The organism is Pseudonocardia lutea (assembly GCF_042658055.1).
GTDB classification, from domain to species: domain Bacteria; phylum Actinomycetota; class Actinomycetes; order Mycobacteriales; family Pseudonocardiaceae; genus Pseudonocardia; species Pseudonocardia lutea.
In genome coordinates this window covers 21,884-37,751 of sequence record NZ_JBHSQK010000071.1, presented here as the reverse complement: position 1 = coordinate 37,751, position 15,868 = coordinate 21,884, and the positions used below count along the sequence as shown (strand labels likewise).

The window sequence follows — 15,868 nt, the reverse complement described above, 5'->3', positions numbered from 1 at the left end:
CGACCGGGCGGTGACGACGGTCGGAAGTGCCCTTGTCCCGACGCCCGGGGAGCTGTTGGGATGCGCGGATGGCGAAGGACGGCACGTCCGGACGAGGAACGCTGGTCCTGGTCGCGATGACGCTGGCCAACGCGATGATCCTCATCGACCAGACCGCCGTCCCGCTGGCCCTGCCCGACATCGCCCACGATCTCGGGGTCGGTTCGCAGTCGGTGCAGTGGGTGCTCAACGCGAGCCTCCTGCCCCTGGCCGGCCTGACGATCCTCGGGGGACGGCTGGGCGACCTGCTCGGCAGGCGCAAGGTCTTCGTGACCGGATCGGTCCTGTTCGCGGGCGCCTCGGCGCTGGGCGGCCTGGCGCCCTCGTTCGAGGTGCTGCTCGCCGCCCGGATCCTGCAGGGCGCCGGGGGCGCGCTGATGCTGCCCACGACGGTGGCCATCGTCAGCTCGGCCTTCTCCCGCGACGCGGCCGGCCGGGCCCTCGGCACGATGGGCGGGATCGCCGCCGTGGCCGGTGCGCTGGGACCCACCATCGGCGGCGTGCTGACCTCGACCCTCAGCTGGCGTGCGGTGCTCCTGATCAACGTTCCGCTCCTCGTGGTCACGCTGGTCTGCACGGTGCGCGCCGTGCCCGCCGACGCGCGGTCGACGGGTCGCCCCCACATCGATCTCAGCGGCGCGGTCACGGCCGGCGTCGGGCTGGTTGCCCTGGTGTTCGGGCTCGGGCAGACCACGGCGTGGGGCTGGAGCTCGCCGGGGGTGATCGTCTCGCTGGTCGTCTGCGTCGTGGCGTTCACCGCGTTCGTGCTGCGCGAACGGCGGGCCCACGACCCGCTGATGAACTTCGCCCTGCTGCGCCGGAGCCGCAACTACCTCGGCGCCACGATCAGCCAGGGCCTGGCCGGCATGGCCGAGATGGGCCTCGGGCTGATCTTCCCGTTGCTGCTCATCCTCAATCTCGGGATGGACCCCGCGGTCGCGGGCCTGGCCCTGATCCCCACCACCGTGCCCATGGTGGTCCTCGCCCCCCTGGTCGGGCGCTGGTACGACCGGTCCGGCGGGCGGCCGCCCCTCGTCGTCGGGTTCGGTTGCCTCGCCCTCGCCGGCGTCCTGCTGGCACTGGGCGCCGGGGCGCGCGGCTACCCCTGGTTGCTGCCGGGCCTGCTGGTCTACGGCGTCGGCCTCGCGATCGTCCTCACCGTCAACGACCCCGTCAGCATCGACACGGTCCCGGAACGGGACCACGGCCAGGCGTCGGGCGTGTCGGCCACCGCGGAACAGGGCGGCGGCGCGATCGGCATCGCCCTGCTCTACGCCGTGTTCCACGGCGTCTACCTCTCGCGGCTGCACGCCGACGTCGCGGACCGGGACCTCCCGCCGCTCGACGACCAGACCGGCCCCCTGCTGCGCGACGCGCTGAACGCCGCCGAGCAGTTCGGACTGCATCCCGACACCTTCGACCCCCGGGTCGCCCGGTACCTCGGCTCCGCCCGGGTCGCGTCCGACTTCGGCTACTCCGTCACGTTCCTCGTCACCACCGTCCTCGCCCTGATCGGGCTGGTGGCCACGGCCGTCCTGGTCCGCAAGCCGGGACAGCCCGCGGTCGCGGCGACCGAGAGCGAGACCTCCGCCCCGTGAGCATCGCCGCGCGGCGCCGGCGGCCGAGCTCGGCGAGCGGCGCGAGCCCGGTGGCGCCGAGGTCGTGGCCCCGGTTGCACGGTTGCCGGTGACGGCGGCTTCAGGTCCCGTCGCCCGGCCGGAATCCCGTCGGCCAGCCCGGCAGGTCCTCCTCCTTCTGCACGCCCGCCGCGTTCAGGAACCCGGCCGCCATCCGGTAGAAGCCGACGAGCACGACCAGCTCCACGAGCTGGGTCTCGGTGAACCGGCCGGCCAGCTCGGCCCAGGTCGCGTCGGAGAGGTCGGTGTGGTCCAGCACCTCGTCGGCGGCCCGCAGGAGCACCGCGTCGGCGGGCGGCCACGGCGCGTCGGGATCCGTGACCCGGACGATCTCCTCGTCGGCCAACCCGGCCCGCCGGCCGATCAGGACGTGCTGCGCCCATTCGTACTCGCAGCCGCTGCGCCAGGCCACGCGCAGGACCACGAGCTCGCGCTCCCGCGCGGGCAGGTCGCCCCGGGTGAGGAAGAACCCGCCGAGCACGTTGAACCGCTTCATCATCCGCGGGTGCCGGGCCATCGTCCGGAAGATCGCCAAGGGCACGCCCCGGTCGTCGCCGAGGGTCTTGGCCAGCATCTCCGCGACCTCGGGCTCCGGGTCCCCGACCGGGGCGACGCGCGGGTCGGCGGCGTGCGGGAACGGCATCAGCCCACCACCTTCGCCTCGCGCAACGCGGCGATGGCCGCGTCGTCGAGCCCGAGCCGGTCGCGCAGCACCTCGTCGGTGTGCTCGCCCAGCCCGGGCAGCGCCGCCGGCTCCTGTCCGACGAGCGAGCTCGCCACCTTGATCGGGTTGCCGACCGTGCGGATGGTGCCGAGCTCCCGGTTCGCGGTCTCCTGGCGCATCTGCCGGGCGGCGACCTGCGGATCGTCGAGCAGGTCGTCCGTCGTGTTGACCGGCGCGGAGGGGACCCGGTGCCCCTGCAGGTCCGCCACCGCCTCGGCCCTTGTGCGGGCTCGGGCCCACTCCTCCACCGCCGGCCGGACGAGCCGCTCGTGCGCCTTCGACCGCTGGTGACCGGTGGTGAGCTCGGGGTGCCCGGCGAGGTCGGGCCGCCCGATGCACTCGCAGAGCGCCGCCCACTCGCGGCCGTTGAGCACGGCGATGATCACGTACCCGTCGCTCGTCGCGAACGGGCCCCAGGGCGACTGCAAGGCGTACTGCCCGCGCCCCATCGCCTCGCCGACGTGCTCCTTGTAGGCCATGGGCAGGTCGTTCATCAGCAGCGACGCGTCGAACATGCCGATGTCGACCCGGGTGCCCTCCCCGGTGCGGTCGCGGTCGCGCAGCGCGACGAGGGTGCCGGCGAAGGCGCAGGTGCCGGAGAAGATGTCCGACATCGCGAAGCCCATCCACGCCGGAGGGCGGTCCTTCTCCCCCGCCAGGTGGGTCAGGCCGGCCATCGCCTCGGCGATGATCGCGTAGGCCGGCAGGTCGCGGTACGGGCTGGGCAGCACGTCGTCGTGCCCGAACCCGCTGATCGACGTGTAGACCAGGCGCGGGTTCAGCGCGTGCAGCCGCTCCCAGCCGAAGCCGAGCCGGGCCAGCACGCCGGGGCGGAAGTTCTCGACCAGCACGTCCGCCTGGACCACGAGGTCGGCGAGGATCTGCGCGCCGCGCTCGGACTTGAGGTCCAGCTCGACGCTCTTCTTGCCGCGGGTGAAGCGCAGGATGTTCAGGTTGGTCGAGCCGCCGGGACCGTGCAGCTCGTAGCCCGCCTTGCGGTAGGTCTCCCCGCCGACCGGCTCGATTTTGATCACGTCCGCGCCGAAGTCGGCCAGCATCATGCTGGTGACGGCCCCGCTCACGATCTGCGTCAGGTCGACGACGGTCACGCCGTCCAGTGCGCGAGGCGCCACCTGGTCTCCCGTCCGCTCTCACACTCACACAGTGAGAGCTACTCTTGCTGGTTGGCACAACCGTAGGAACGCCGCCGGAGCGCGTCAAGCCCGTGCGGGCCAGTAGGCTCGCGCCGTCAGGAGGGAGTCCGGGTGCGGTCGATGCAACGCGTGGTCGCGATCCTCGAGGGCGTGGCCACCGCCCGCGGGCCGGCCACCGCGGGCCGGGTCAGCACCGAGATCGGGTTGTCGCTGTCCACCGTCTCGCGGATCATGCGCGAGCTGGCCGAGGAGCAGATGCTCGACCGGCTGGACGACGGCTCCTACGTCCTGGGCCCGCGGGTGTTCCGGCTGGTCCGGGACGCACGGGCGGGTGGCGACCCCATGGCCACCGTCCATCGCGTGCTCGCCGAGCTGCGGGACCGGACCGGCGAGACGGCGTCGCTGAACGTGCGGCGGGACGACACCCGCGTCTGCATCGCCTCCGTCGACAGCCGGCACGAGCTGCGCCGGGTCGTGCCGGTGGGTGACACGATGCCGCTGGTCGGCACGGCCACCGGCGACGTGCTGATGGCCGAGCTGAGCGCCGCGGAGCAGACGGCCCTGATCGACCGGGCCCGCGACGCCGCCGGTTCGCGGGTGGACCTGCTGGCCCGGCTGCGCGAGACCGCCGAGCGGGGCTGGGCCGTCCAGGCGGACGGGCTGATCTCCGGGGTGACCGGCGTCGCGGTCCCCGTACGGTCCGGCGGGGCGGTGGTCGCGGCCCTCACGCTGTCCGGGCCGACCACCCGGATGTCGCCGGAGATCGTGGAGAAGTGCCTGCCGGACCTCGAGGACGCGGCCCGTCGGATCGCGCCCTGGGTGCGCGGGCCGGGCTGATCCGGCCATCGGGCCGATCCGGTCAGCGGGCCGCGAGCTCCCGCGCCGCGGCCAGGGTGCGCCGGGCGCCCTCGGCCGCGCGGGCGGCGGCTTCCTCGAGCGGCCGGGCGTTGTGCTCGCGGGACAGTGCTTCAACGGCGATCGGCACGTCGATCCCCAGGCCGGCGAGCCCCGCCAGCCACGCCGGTAGGTCGATCGCCCCCTCGCCCGGGACCAGCCGGAACTCCAGCGCGTCCTCGGCCGGGTCCGGCCGCGGTTCCGCGAGCATGTCGTTGAGCTGCAGCGAGACCACCAGGCCGGCCACCGGCGTCAGGTCCGCGAGGGTCACCCCGGCGCGGTGGACGTGGTAGGCGTCGAGCACGATCCCGGCGTTCGGCGCGCCGGCGGCCCGCACGAGCGCAGCCGCCTCGGCCGGTGTCGAGACCGGCGAGTTCGCCCGGGCCTCGAACCCGACGGTCAGCCCGTGCTCGGCGGCGCGGGCGCAGAGCCCGGCGAACCGCTCGGCGAGCAGGTCCGCCGGACCATCCTCGACCACCTGGATCGTGGTGACCTGCCGGGCGTCGAGGGCGTCCGCGAGCGCGAACACCGCCTCCTCGTCGCCGCGCCCGCCGGAGTCCCAGCCCCGCAGCGGCTCGAGCTCGGGAACGGCGAGACCGCCCGTCGCCCCGACGACGGCCGGGATCCCCGCCGCCGCCTCGGCCGGCGCGAGCGCGAGCCCGGTGAAGCCGGCGGCCGCCGCGGCCTCCGCCCGGGCGGCCAGGGAGTGGCGGGGCGGCAGGCTGAGGTGCGCCCCGGTGAGCGTGTAGTAGCTGGCGACGAGGTCCGTGCGGTCGAGGAGGCCCACGTCAGCCCTCCCGCCGGGCGGGGACCAGGCACATGCCGTGCGACCCGCCGAACCCCGGGCCGATGTTGTTGTCCAACGTGGCGGTGACCTCGTAGGTGCCGAGATCGATCACGCTCACGGAGCCGGTCTTGAGGTTCGCCGTGAAGGCGGTGCGTCCGTCGGCGGAGAAGCGGGTGGTGAAGGGCAGTTCGTCGACCTCGATCGAGGCCAGCACCTCCAGCCGCTCCGGATCGACGACGTGCACCCGGCCGCGGACCGACCCGCCGGGTGCCGCGCCCGGCTCGGGGAAGCGGAACTCGGTGACCAGGACCCGCCCGTCGGGCGCGACCCGCAGGGCGGACAGGTATTCGTCGAACTCCAGCCGGCCGACGACCGCGTCCGTGACGACGTCGATCTTCACCAGCCCGGGCACGGGCGTGCCGGGCGGCGGGACCGCCTTGTTCAGCTGCCCCTGTGCCACGTCGACGACCAGGCTCATCATCGGCGTGGCGGCGAACACGAACCGCCCGTCAGGCGCGCAGTCGATCTCCTCCGCGCCGGACGGGGCGGCGATCGTGCCGATCTGCCGGCGCGCCCGGAGGTCGACGACCGACAGCACCGGCGCCTCCTTGTGGGCCACGTAGGCCTTGGTGCCGTCGGGCGTCAGACACATCCAGTGCGCATTGGGCGCCTCGAGCGGGATGTTCCCGACCACCTGCCGGGTGGCCGCGTCGACCACCACGATCCCGTTGCGCCCGTCGCCCGCCTCCACCCCGGTGTAGATCAGGTCGGCGGCGGGGTCGTACTCCACGTCGTGCGGCGCCTGGTAGGGACCGACGTCGATCACGTCGACGACCTTCCGGGCGTCGGCGTCGATCACGCTGATCTCGTGCGCCTTCGGCTTGCCCTCGCCGTAGGCCCCCGCGCGGTAGGTGTGCGCGAGGTAGGCGAGCCGGCGCCCGCCGTCCCACGCCATCTCGTGCGGCTGTGCGATCAGGTCCGGCACCGTGTCGAGCTTCTCCAACGTGGTCGCGTCGAAGAAGTCCAGCTTCTGCCCGAACTGGCTGGCCACCAGCAGCACGTCCCCTGCGGTCATCGCGCCGCCCCGATCGGGTGGTGGGCGGTCGGCGGGCACACGAACATGGCGGTCGTCCTCGATCCGTCGGGCGGCGGTGCGCGCCCGATCATTCACCCCCGGCCCTGCGACGTCCAGACCCGAACCACCTTCAGATCTCACGTGATGGTTGTTACGCTCACGCAGCGGTCCATGATCGAGGTTGAGCGACAGGCCGGCACCGAGAACGGCCTCGAGGAGGAACAGGCGTGCCCGGAAGCCAGCCCAAGCAGATCCGCTTCAACGCCCTGGAACAGGGCAACCCGAGCTTCCAGTCCTTCGGGCTCTGGGCGCACCCGCGGGACAAGGCCGTGGACTACACCTCGATCCGGTACTGGGCGGAGTACGCGCAGCTGCTCGAGCGCGGCCTGTTCGACAACCTCTTCATCGCGGACGTCTACGGCATGCCCGACGTCTACGAGGGCAGCAAGGACGGCGCCCTGCGGAACGGCTGCCAGTCCCCCAGCGTCGACCCGGCGGTCCTGCTCCCCGCGATGGCCGCGGTGACCGAGAACCTCTGCTTCACCATGACCGGCAGCTGCACCTACGAGCAGCCGTACCAGTTCGCCCGCCGGATCTCGACGCTGGACCACCTGCTCGAGGGCCGGCTCGGTTGGAACATCGTCACCAGCTACCTGGCCAGCGGCGCCCGGGCGATGGGCCTGGACGGGCTGATCGCCCACGACAAGCGCTACGACATGGCGGACGAGTTCTGCGAGGCCGTCTACCGGCTGTGGGAGCAGAGCTGGGCGGACGGATCACTGGTCAAGGACAAGACGACCCGCATCTACGCCGACCCGTCCAAGGTCGAGGAGATCGTCTTCGAGGGCGAGTTCCACCGCTTCCGCGCCGTGCACGCGGTGGAGCCCTCCCCGCAGCGCACCCCGGTGCTGTTCCAGGCGGGCGGGTCCGAGCGCGGCCGCCGCTTCGCGGGCACCCACGCCGAGGGCATCTACCTCAACGGCACCACCACGGAGATCGTCCGGGACAAGATCGCGACGATGACCAAGGAGCTGGAGGCCGTCGGCCGCTCGCGGGAGTCGGCAAAGTTCTTCGCCGGGGTGTCGATCTTCGTGGACGAGACCGAGGAGCTCGCCCGCGCCCGGTACAACGACTACCTGCAGTACACGAGCTTCGAGGGACTCATCGCCACGATGTCCGGGATCATGGGCATCGACCTCTCGAACTACCCGGTGGACCAGCCCATCGAGTACGAGGAGAACGACGCCAATCGCTCGGCCCTGGAGATGTTCACCCGGGGCAACAAGTGGACGCTACGCCAGGTGCTGGAGGAGAAGGCGCTCTGCGGCACCAACATGGCGCTGGTCGGCAGCCCGGAACAGATCGCGGACGAGCTGATCCGCTGGATGGACGAGACCGACCTCGACGGCTTCAACGTGGCCCGGATCGTGGCGCACGAGACGTTCGAGAACGTCATCGACATGGTCATCCCGATCCTGCAGGACCGGGGCCGCTACAAGACGGAGTACGCCCCCGGGACCTTCCGGGAGAAACTCTTCGGCACCGACCGGATCCCGGAGACGCACCTCGCGGGCACCTTCCGCCGCTGAAGGGCTCGGCGGTTGTGAGCCGGACCACGGGAAGATCCCCTGGAGGCGCGGCGGCCCGGGCCCGCAGACTGGAACGACCCGAAATCGGTGCACCGCTGCCCGGCTCCCGGAGCACGTCGGCGCACCTCGACGTGTCAGGAGTGCCCGTGCCGGTCGACCCGCCGACCGTCGAGGGCCTGCTGGGCGTCCGTCCCACCGGTCCGCACCGCTACGAGGCGCCCGGCCAGCAGGGGCTGATCGAGCGGGGCTTCGGCGGCGTCGTCGTCGGCCGCGCGCTGCGGGCCGCCGGGTCGTCCGTGGGGTCCGGCCGCCCGGTCCACTCGATCCACGGCCACTTCCTGCGCCCCGCCGACGCCGCCGCGCCCACCCGCTTCCAGGTCACGCCCGTGCGCGACGGGGCCACCGTCAGCCTCCGGCAGGTCGTCTCCGAGCAGCACGGCAAGGAGATCTTCCTGCTCACCGCCTCCTTCGAGGTGCCGCAGGAGGGCTGGGCGCACCAGGTGCCCCGGCTGGGCGCCGCCGCGACCGACCCGGCGGACCTCCCGACGCCGTTGGAGCAGGTCGCCGAGGCCGACGAGACGGTGCGCCGCTGGTGGACCCGCCTCGCCCGGCTGCACCCGGTCGACCTCCGCTTCGAGGGCGAGCCGCCGCGCTCCGCCGCCCACCGCGGAGAGCCGGCCCCGCCGCACCACCGCTTCTGGGTGCGCGCCCGCGAGCCCCTCCCCGCCGACCCGCTGCTCCACCACTGCGTGGTCGCGTACGCCTCGGACATGATGCTGCTCTCCACGGCGCTGGCCCCGCACGCGACGATGTTCGGGGCCCCGGAGGTCACCGCGGCCAGCCTCGACCACGCCGTCTGGTTCCACGGCGCCGTCCGCGCCGACGAGTGGCTCTGCTACGAGCAGGAGAGCAGCTGGGCGGCGGACGGCCGCGCCCTCTGTCACGGGCGGTTCTTCGAGCGGTCGGGTCGGCTCGTCGCCACCGTGGCGCAGGAGGCGATGGTCCGGCGCCGCGCCGGCTGACGCGGGCAGGGCGGTCCCGCACCGCGCCGGGACAGGGCAGGATGCGCCCATGACCGACCGCCCGGCCGTCGCGCCCGCCATGCGGCACCGCAGCATGCGCGACCACAACCTGGGCGTGGTGCTGGGCGAGGTGGCGAGGCGGGGCACGGTCAGCCGGGCCGGGCTCGCGGTGGCGACCGGGTTGACCAAGTCCACGGTGTCGTCCCTGGTCGGCGAGCTGGTGGCGGCGCGCCTGCTGGTGGCCGAGGGCCGCACCGGCGAGGGCGAGCGCGGCCGGCCGGGCATCGGCCTGGCACTCGACGACGGGTACGTCGCCGGGCTCGGCTGCGAGATCGGGGCGCGGCGGCTCGCCGTGGCGGTCGTCGACCTGCGCGGGCGCACCCGGGTGCGGCTGGAGCGAGTGGGCAGCAACCGACGTCCGCCCGCCGCGGTGTTCGGCGAGCTGGCGGCGTTGGCCGAGGCGGCCGAGCGGCGGGCGGAGGCCGCGGGGCTCACCCTCGTCGGCGCCGGGCTCGCGATCCCGGGCCTGCTCGACCACGCCGCCGCCGACCGCCGCTGTGTCGTCGCCGCGCCGAACCTGGGCTGGCGGGACGTCCCGCTCGACCCGTACCTCGCCGACCTCCCGCCGCGGACGGGGCTGCCGATGGGGGTGGACAACGAGGCCAACCTCGCCGCGCTGGGTGAGCTGCGGCTCGGCGCCGGGCGCGTGCACCCCTCCTTCCTCGTGGTCACGGGCGAGGTGGGCATCGGCGCGGGGCTGGTCGTCGGGTCCGGGCTGTACAGCGGCGCCGACGGGTTCGCCGGCGAGCTGGGGCACGTGGTCGTCGTACCCGGCGGGGCACCCTGCGCCTGCGGCGGGCGGGGCTGCCTGGAGACGGTCGCCGGGCTGCCCGCCCTGCTCCGCGCCGCCGGCCTCGACCCCGACGGCGGCCTCGCGCCGCTGCTCGACGCCCTGGACCGGCCCGGCGGCGACGCGGCCGCCGACGCCGCCCGCGCCGCCGTCGACGAGGCCGCAGCGGGGCTCGCACTCGCCCTCACCGCCGCGGTGCACCTGCTCGCGCCCGGGCTGATCGTGCTCGGCGGGACGCTCGCCGCCCTCGGCCCGGTCCTGGTCCCGCGGCTCGAAGCCGCCCTCGCCGCACAGGTCGGGGCACTGCGCGGCACCTCTCCCCCGGTCACCACCTCCGCGCTCGGGCCCGACGCGGCCGTCCTCGGCGCCGCGCTCGGCGTCGTCGACGCGGTGCTCGCCGACCCGGTCCGGATCATGCCCGCCTGATCTGCGCATCCCGCCGTGCTCGTCGGTATGCGGATGATCGAAGCGAGCGTGACGGTGTGGTCGTGTCGACGACCCTCCCGTCCCCCTCGGCGTGATCTTCACCGGGGTGACGCGGTGCGGCNGCGAGGGTGACGGTGCGGTCGGCGCGAGGGTGACGGTGCGGTCGGCGCGAGGGTGACGGTGCGGTCGTGTCGGCGACCGAGGTGTCACGCTCGGCGCGATCTTCGGGTCAGCGTGTCCGCACCTCCCACCGGTCAGGCCCGCAGCGCGACTCGCGGGAGCACAGAGCGTGACTCGCGGGAGCACAGAGCGCGACTCGCGGACGCGCGACCCCTTGCCCTGCCTCCACCACAGGGTCTAGCGTCCTTCTTTAGTTCGCGATCTGGACTAATGAAGGAGCGCCCGATGACCGCACCGACGCCGTCCCAGGCCGACCGCTTCTCCTTCGGCCTCTGGACCGTCGGGTGGCAGGGCCGGGACCCGTTCGGCGAGGCGACCCGCCCCGCCCTCGACGTCGTCGAGGCGGTGGAGCGGCTGGCCGCGCTGGGCGCCTGGGGCCTGACCTTCCACGACGACGACCTGTTCGGCTTCGGCCCCGACGCGGGCACGCGGGACAAGCAGGTCACGCGGCTGCGCGAGGCGCTCGACGCCACCGGCATGGTCGTCCCGATGGTCACGACGAACCTGTTCACCCATCCCGTGTTCAAGGACGGCGGGTTCACCAGCAACGACCGCTCGGTGCGCCGGTTCGCGCTGCGCAAGGTGCTGCGCAACATCGAGCTCGCCGCCGAGCTCGGCGCGCGGACCTTCGTGCTGTGGGGCGGGCGCGAGGGCTCGGAGTACGACTCGGCCAAGGACGTCGCCGCCGCGCTCGACCGCTACCGCGAGGCGATGGACCTGCTGTGCGGCTTCGTCCTCGACCGCGGCCACGACATCCGGTTCGCGCTCGAGCCCAAGCCGAACGAGCCGCGCGGCGACATCCTGCTGCCGACGGTCGGGCACGCGCTGGCCTTCATCGAGAAGCTCGCGCACCCGGAACTGGTCGGCGTGAACCCCGAGGTCGGCCACGAGCAGATGGCCGGGCTGAACTACGTCCACGGCATCGCGCAGGCGCTGTGGGCGGGCAAGCTCTTCCACCTCGACCTCAACGGCCAGCGGGGCATCAAGTACGACCAGGACCTGGTCTTCGGCCACGGGGACCTGCTCAACGCGTTCGCCCTGGTCGACCTGCTGGAGCACGGCGGCCCCGGCGGCGGACCGGCCTACGACGGCCCCCGGCACTTCGACTACAAGCCCTCGCGGACCGAGAGCTACACCGGCGTCTGGGACTCCGCGGCCGCCAACATGCGGGCCTACCTGCTGCTCAAGGAGCGGGCCGCGGCCTTCCGCGCCGACCCCGAGGTGCAGGAGGCGCTGGCGACGGCCGGGGTCCCCGAGCTGTCGACGCCGACCCTCGCCCCGGGCGAGGGGTACGCCGAACTGCTGGCCGACCGCGCGTCGTTCGAGGACTTCGACGCCGACGCCGCCGGGCGGCGCGGGTACGGGTTCGTCCGGCTGCACCAGCTCGCCGTCGAGCACCTCATGGGCGCCCGCTGATCCGTCCAGCCCCTGATCGGCCCGATCGGCGCTGATCAGCCGACCGGCACCGCACCGCGCGCCCGCCGCACGGCGTCGGCGGCGCGGCCGGTGACCTCGTCCCACCGGCCGGCGGCGAGCAGCTCCGGGTCGACCATCCAGCTGCCGCTGACGGCCGGGACGCTCGGCAGGGCGAGGTAGTCCGCCATGTTCTCCGGCTTGACCCCGCCGGAGGGCAGGAAGGACATGCCCGGGAAGGGCGCGGCCAGCGCGCGGATCCCGGCGGGCCCGCCGAGCAGGTTCGCCGGGAAGAACTTCACCGCGCCGATCCCGCGCTCCGCCGCGGCCATGAGGTCCGACGCGCCGGAGACCCCGGGCAGCGCGGGCACGCCGAGCGCGGCGGCGCGGTCCAGCACGGAGGCGGACAGCCCGGGGCTCACGACGAACCGGGCTCCGGCGTCCACGACCTCGTCGACGTGCCGCGGGACCAGCACCGACCCTGCGCCGACGTACATCTCGGGCAGGGCGGTCAGGGCGCGGATCCCGGCGAGGCCCGCCGCGGTCCGCAGGGTGATCTCGACGACGTCGACACCCCCGGCGAGCAGGGCCTCGCCGAGCGGCAGCGCCTGCCCCGGGTCGTCGAGCACGACGACGGGGAGGACCGGGCAGCGGGCGAGCAGGGTCACGGGCACTCCTGGAGTGGTGGTCAACGGACGACGTCGGCAGGCGGGTCGGCCTGCCGGGCGGCGAGTTCGGCGCGGGTGGGCAGCCCCTCCCAGTCCCCGGGGACCAGGCAGACCGCGCCGCCGGCGGCGTTGCCCAGCGCGAGGGCGGCCTCGACCGGCCGGCCCTCGACGAGCTCGGCGAGACAGCCGGCGACGAAGGCGTCGCCGGCGCGGTCGGCGTCGACCACCTCGACCGGCCGGGTCGGGACGTGGACCCGCGTGCCGTCGGCGACCGCGACGGCCCCGAGCGGGCCGAGCTTGACGACGGCGGTGGCGGGCCCGAGCTTGGCGAGGCGCGCGGCGAGGTCGGCGCCGACCTCGGCGTCGACCGGTGCCGGGTCCAGCCCCAGGACCAGCTCCGCCTCCTCGGGGCCGGCGAAGACCAGGTCACAGCCGGCGACGAGGTCGGCGAGAACCGCACGGGCCTCGGCGTCGGACCAGAGCGTGCGGCGGTGGTTGACGTCGAGCGAGACGGGCACGCCCGCCGCGTGCGCGGTCTCCACCGCCCGGGCGACCGCGGCCCGCGGCCCGGCGCCGAGGGCCGGGGTGATGCCGGTCAGGTGCAGCAACCGGGCGGCGGCGATCTCGTCCGCGACGGCGTCGACGTGCGCGGGCGCGAGCCGCGAGGCGGCGCTACCGCTGCGGTAGTACCGCACCCGGTGCGGCCGTCCGCCCCGCAGCTCCTTGAGCATCATCCCGGTCGGGGCCTCCGGGTCGGTGTCGGCGAGCACCCGCACCCCCTCCGCCCGGATCTCGCGGACCACGGCGCGGCCCAGGTCGTCGTCACCGACCCGGCTGATCCACGTCGCCTCGACGCCGAGCCGGGCCAGGCCGATGGCGACGTTGGACTCCGCCCCGCCGATGCCCACGGTCGTCGCGGAGCCGGCCACCAGCCGGCCCTGCGGGGTGAGCAGGGCCATGGTCTCGCCGAGGGTGACGACGCCGCTCACGCCGCCTGCCCGTCCAGCCGCAGCAGGACCTTGCTGCTGCCCGGGGCGGCCGCGACGGCGAGCGCCTCGGCCGCGTCGTCGATCCCGAACCGGTGGCTGACGACGGGGGCGACGACCAGCCCCGCGGCCATGGCCCGCAGCGCGTCGGAGATCTCCTCGACGAACCGGTACGAGCCGATCCAGGTGATCTCGCGGGTGACCAGGTCGCCGAGCGCGGCGGAGACCGCCGCACCGGGCAGGTTGCCGACCTGGACGAGGGTGCCGCCGCGGGCGGTGGCCCGCAGGACGGACCCGAGCGCGGCCGGCGCGCCGGAGGCCTCGAACACGATCTCGACGTCCTCGGGCAGGGTCGCGGTGGAGACGTCGACGGTCTCGTCGGCGCCCATCGCCCGGGCCACCGCCAGCGACCGCTCCGCGATGTCGGAGGCGATCACCGTGGCGGCCCCGGCGTGCTTCGCGGCCGCGACGACGAGCGCGCCGATCGGACCCGCGCCGTTGACCAGCACGGTCCGCCCGCGCAGGTCGCCGGCCCGCGACACGGCGTGCAGGGCGACCCCGAGCGGTTCGGCCAGCGCGCCGCTCGCGGTGTCGACGCCCTCGGGCAGCACCCGGATCTGGTCGGCCCGCACGGTCCGCAGGCCGCTGAAGCCGCCGTCGGTGTGCGGGTCGAAGGCCGCGGAGCCGAAGTACCGGACGCACGGGTGCAGGTTCGTCCGGCCGGCCAGGCGCTCGGGCATCCGCGGGTCCCCGACCGGCTCGGCGGGGTGCACCGTGACCGGCGTGCCGACCTCGAGGCCGGAGACCCCGGCGCCGAGGCCCGCGATCCGCCCGGCCACCTCGTGCCCGAGCACCAGCGGGTGGCGCAGGGTCGCGGTGCCGGAGGCGCCGTTCTTCCAGTAGGCGACGTCGGACCCGCAGATCCCGCCCCACTCCATCGCGACGAGGACCTCGCCCGCGCCGGGCATCGGGTCCGGGCGTTCGTCGACCCGCAGGTCGCCGGGCCCGTGGACGACCACGGCCCTCATGCGGCGTCCTCCAGCTCCACGAGGTCGCGGCCGCGGGTCTCGGGCGCGAGCAGCGTCGCGACGAGGGTGATCGCCGAGTAGACGACGAGCATCGCGGCGATCGGCCACCAGCTGCCGGTGACGGCGGTGAGGGTGGCCGCGAGCACCGGGCCGACGGCCGTGGCGAGGATGCCGCCGATCTCCTTGGCCAGCGCGAGCTGGGTGAACCGGGTGCGGGCGCCGAACAGCTCGGCCATGGTCACGCTCTCCATCGAGAACAGCCCCAGCACGCCGATGTTCAGCGCGAGGATCATGCCGAGCGTGATCGCGACGGTGCTGCCGCTCGCGATCAGCAGCATCGCCGGGAAGGCGACGACGATCGTCGCGACGGTGAGGCCGAGGTAGACCGGCCGGCGCCCGACCTTGTCGCCGAGCAGACCGACCAGCGGCACCGTGGCGAAGCCGATCAGCGAGCCGTAGACGATGGCGTCCGTGGGGATGGACCGGTCGACCAGCAGCGTGGTGGCGAGGTAGCCGACCAGGAAGGTCTGCACGAGACCGGAGTTGCCGGCCTGGCCGAAGCGCAGGCCCAGGGCGAGGAAGAACGCCTTGCCCTTGCGCTGCTTGAGGCCGGCCTCCAGCACGCCCTCGCGGGACGCCTCGCTCTTCGACAGGGCGACGCCGTCGACGACGTCGGCGCGCTCCTCGAAGACCGGGCTCTCCTTGAGGTTCCGGCGCAGCCACACCGCGAAGACCATCAGCGCGAAGCTGAGCAGGAACGGGATCCGCCAGCCCCAGGCCAGCAGCTGCTCGTCGCTGAGCACGGCGAGCAGGATCGCCCAGAGCCCGGAGGCGGCCAGGGTGCCGGAGTTGGTGCCGAGCGAGGTCAGCGAGGCGATGACGCCGCGGCGCCGCACCGGGGCGTACTCGGCGAGCATCACCGTGGCGCCCGCGATCTCGGCGCCGGCGCCGAAGCCCTGCAGCAGCCGCAACGCGACGAGCAGGATCGGGGCGAGGATGCCGATGGTCCCGTAGGTGGGCAGCGCGCCGATCAGGGTCGTCGAGACGCCCATCAGCAGGATGGTGCGGAAGAGGACCTTCTTGCGGCCGATCCGGTCGCCCATCCGCCCGAAGTAGATCGCGCCGGCGAGGCGGGCCACGTAGCCCACGCCGTAGGTCGCCATCGCGGCGATCAGGCCGATCGCCGGGCTCACGTCCGGGAAGAAGACCTTGTTGAACACGATCGCGGCCGCCAGCGAGTAGAGCTGGAAGTCCATGAACTCCATGGCGGTGCCCAGCCACCCGGACACCGCGGCCCTCGTGAGGTCGCGCGTCGTCCGGGTGGCCACGCCGGGGGGCTCCGTCCTGGTGCTGTCCGTCGTGCTGTCCGTCATCGTGAACTCCGTTGCTCAGTGAC

The 15,868-nt window shown here is 74.1% G+C and carries 14 protein-coding genes; 6 read left to right on the top strand and 8 right to left on the bottom strand.

Features of this window, described 5'->3' with window-relative positions:
- The first annotated feature begins 68 nt into the window (after positions 1 to 68).
- Positions 69 to 1,637 (top strand): MFS transporter, encoded by a 1,569-nt coding sequence (locus ACFQH9_RS24610; protein ID WP_379569421.1) that lies wholly within the window; start codon positions 69 to 71, stop codon positions 1,635 to 1,637.
- Between the two features lie 100 nt (positions 1,638 to 1,737).
- On the opposite strand, the gene ACFQH9_RS24605 is transcribed toward ACFQH9_RS24610, so the two are convergent.
- Together ACFQH9_RS24605 and ACFQH9_RS24600 are read right to left on the bottom strand one after the other, a co-directional pair.
- Positions 1,738 to 2,319, bottom strand: coding sequence for a carboxymuconolactone decarboxylase family protein (locus tag ACFQH9_RS24605; RefSeq protein WP_379569419.1), 582 nt, complete (start codon positions 2,317 to 2,319; stop codon positions 1,738 to 1,740).
- Entirely contained in the window at positions 2,319 to 3,533 is a 1,215-nt protein-coding gene (locus ACFQH9_RS24600; protein ID WP_379569417.1) for a CaiB/BaiF CoA transferase family protein, read from the bottom strand. Before ACFQH9_RS24600 ends, ACFQH9_RS24605 begins: the two co-directional genes overlap by 1 nt.
- Positions 3,534 to 3,674: 141 nt before the next feature.
- On the opposite strand from ACFQH9_RS24600, the gene ACFQH9_RS24595 reads away from it, so the two are divergent.
- Positions 3,675 to 4,391: an IclR family transcriptional regulator gene (locus ACFQH9_RS24595; protein WP_379569415.1), complete on the top strand. Its 717-nt coding sequence runs from the start codon at positions 3,675 to 3,677 to the stop codon at positions 4,389 to 4,391.
- Positions 4,392 to 4,413: 22 nt separating this feature from the next.
- Here ACFQH9_RS24595 and ACFQH9_RS24590 read toward each other — a convergent pair whose 3' ends face one another.
- Together ACFQH9_RS24590 and ACFQH9_RS24585 are read right to left on the bottom strand one after the other, a co-directional pair.
- On the bottom strand, positions 4,414 to 5,235 hold the full coding sequence (locus tag ACFQH9_RS24590) for a sugar phosphate isomerase/epimerase family protein (protein ID WP_379569413.1): 822 nt from the start codon (positions 5,233 to 5,235) through the stop codon (positions 4,414 to 4,416).
- Position 5,236: 1 nt separating this feature from the next.
- A complete protein-coding gene (locus ACFQH9_RS24585) occupies positions 5,237 to 6,310 on the bottom strand; it encodes a YncE family protein (RefSeq protein WP_379569411.1) in 1,074 nt (357 codons plus the stop codon).
- A gap of 227 nt (positions 6,311 to 6,537) precedes the next feature.
- On the opposite strand from ACFQH9_RS24585, the gene ACFQH9_RS24580 reads away from it, so the two are divergent.
- From ACFQH9_RS24580 to xylA, 4 genes are all read left to right on the top strand, one after another.
- Positions 6,538 to 7,899: an LLM class flavin-dependent oxidoreductase gene (locus ACFQH9_RS24580; RefSeq protein ID WP_379569409.1), complete on the top strand. Its 1,362-nt coding sequence runs from the start codon at positions 6,538 to 6,540 to the stop codon at positions 7,897 to 7,899.
- Between the two features lie 146 nt (positions 7,900 to 8,045).
- The gene (locus ACFQH9_RS24575) at positions 8,046 to 8,921 is read left to right on the top strand and encodes an acyl-CoA thioesterase (RefSeq protein WP_379569407.1); all 876 of its coding nucleotides are present in this window, start codon (positions 8,046 to 8,048) and stop codon (positions 8,919 to 8,921) included.
- A gap of 49 nt (positions 8,922 to 8,970) precedes the next feature.
- The gene (locus tag ACFQH9_RS24570; RefSeq protein ID WP_379569406.1) at positions 8,971 to 10,197 is read left to right on the top strand and encodes an ROK family transcriptional regulator; all 1,227 of its coding nucleotides are present in this window, start codon (positions 8,971 to 8,973) and stop codon (positions 10,195 to 10,197) included.
- Between the two features lie 405 nt (positions 10,198 to 10,602).
- Positions 10,603 to 11,793: a xylose isomerase gene (xylA, locus tag ACFQH9_RS24565; protein WP_379569404.1), complete on the top strand. Its 1,191-nt coding sequence runs from the start codon at positions 10,603 to 10,605 to the stop codon at positions 11,791 to 11,793.
- A gap of 35 nt (positions 11,794 to 11,828) precedes the next feature.
- Here xylA and eda read toward each other — a convergent pair whose 3' ends face one another.
- Genes eda through ACFQH9_RS24545 form a run of 4 tightly spaced genes read right to left on the bottom strand, consistent with a single transcriptional unit; the run spans position 11,829 to position 15,845 of the window.
- Positions 11,829 to 12,458 carry a bifunctional 4-hydroxy-2-oxoglutarate aldolase/2-dehydro-3-deoxy-phosphogluconate aldolase gene (gene eda / locus ACFQH9_RS24560; RefSeq protein WP_379569402.1) on the bottom strand — a complete coding sequence of 210 codons (630 nt, stop codon included), beginning with the start codon at positions 12,456 to 12,458 and terminating at the stop codon, positions 11,829 to 11,831.
- 20 nt (positions 12,459 to 12,478) lie between these two features.
- Positions 12,479 to 13,447, bottom strand: coding sequence for a sugar kinase (locus ACFQH9_RS24555; RefSeq protein ID WP_379569400.1), 969 nt, complete (start codon positions 13,445 to 13,447; stop codon positions 12,479 to 12,481).
- The gene (locus ACFQH9_RS24550) at positions 13,444 to 14,472 is read right to left on the bottom strand and encodes an L-idonate 5-dehydrogenase (RefSeq protein ID WP_379569398.1); all 1,029 of its coding nucleotides are present in this window, start codon (positions 14,470 to 14,472) and stop codon (positions 13,444 to 13,446) included. The genes ACFQH9_RS24555 and ACFQH9_RS24550 overlap by 4 nt, the downstream gene beginning before the upstream one ends.
- Positions 14,469 to 15,845: an MFS transporter gene (locus ACFQH9_RS24545; RefSeq protein ID WP_379569396.1), complete on the bottom strand. Its 1,377-nt coding sequence runs from the start codon at positions 15,843 to 15,845 to the stop codon at positions 14,469 to 14,471. Before ACFQH9_RS24545 ends, ACFQH9_RS24550 begins: the two co-directional genes overlap by 4 nt.
- Between the last annotated feature and the right edge of the window lie 23 nt (positions 15,846 to 15,868).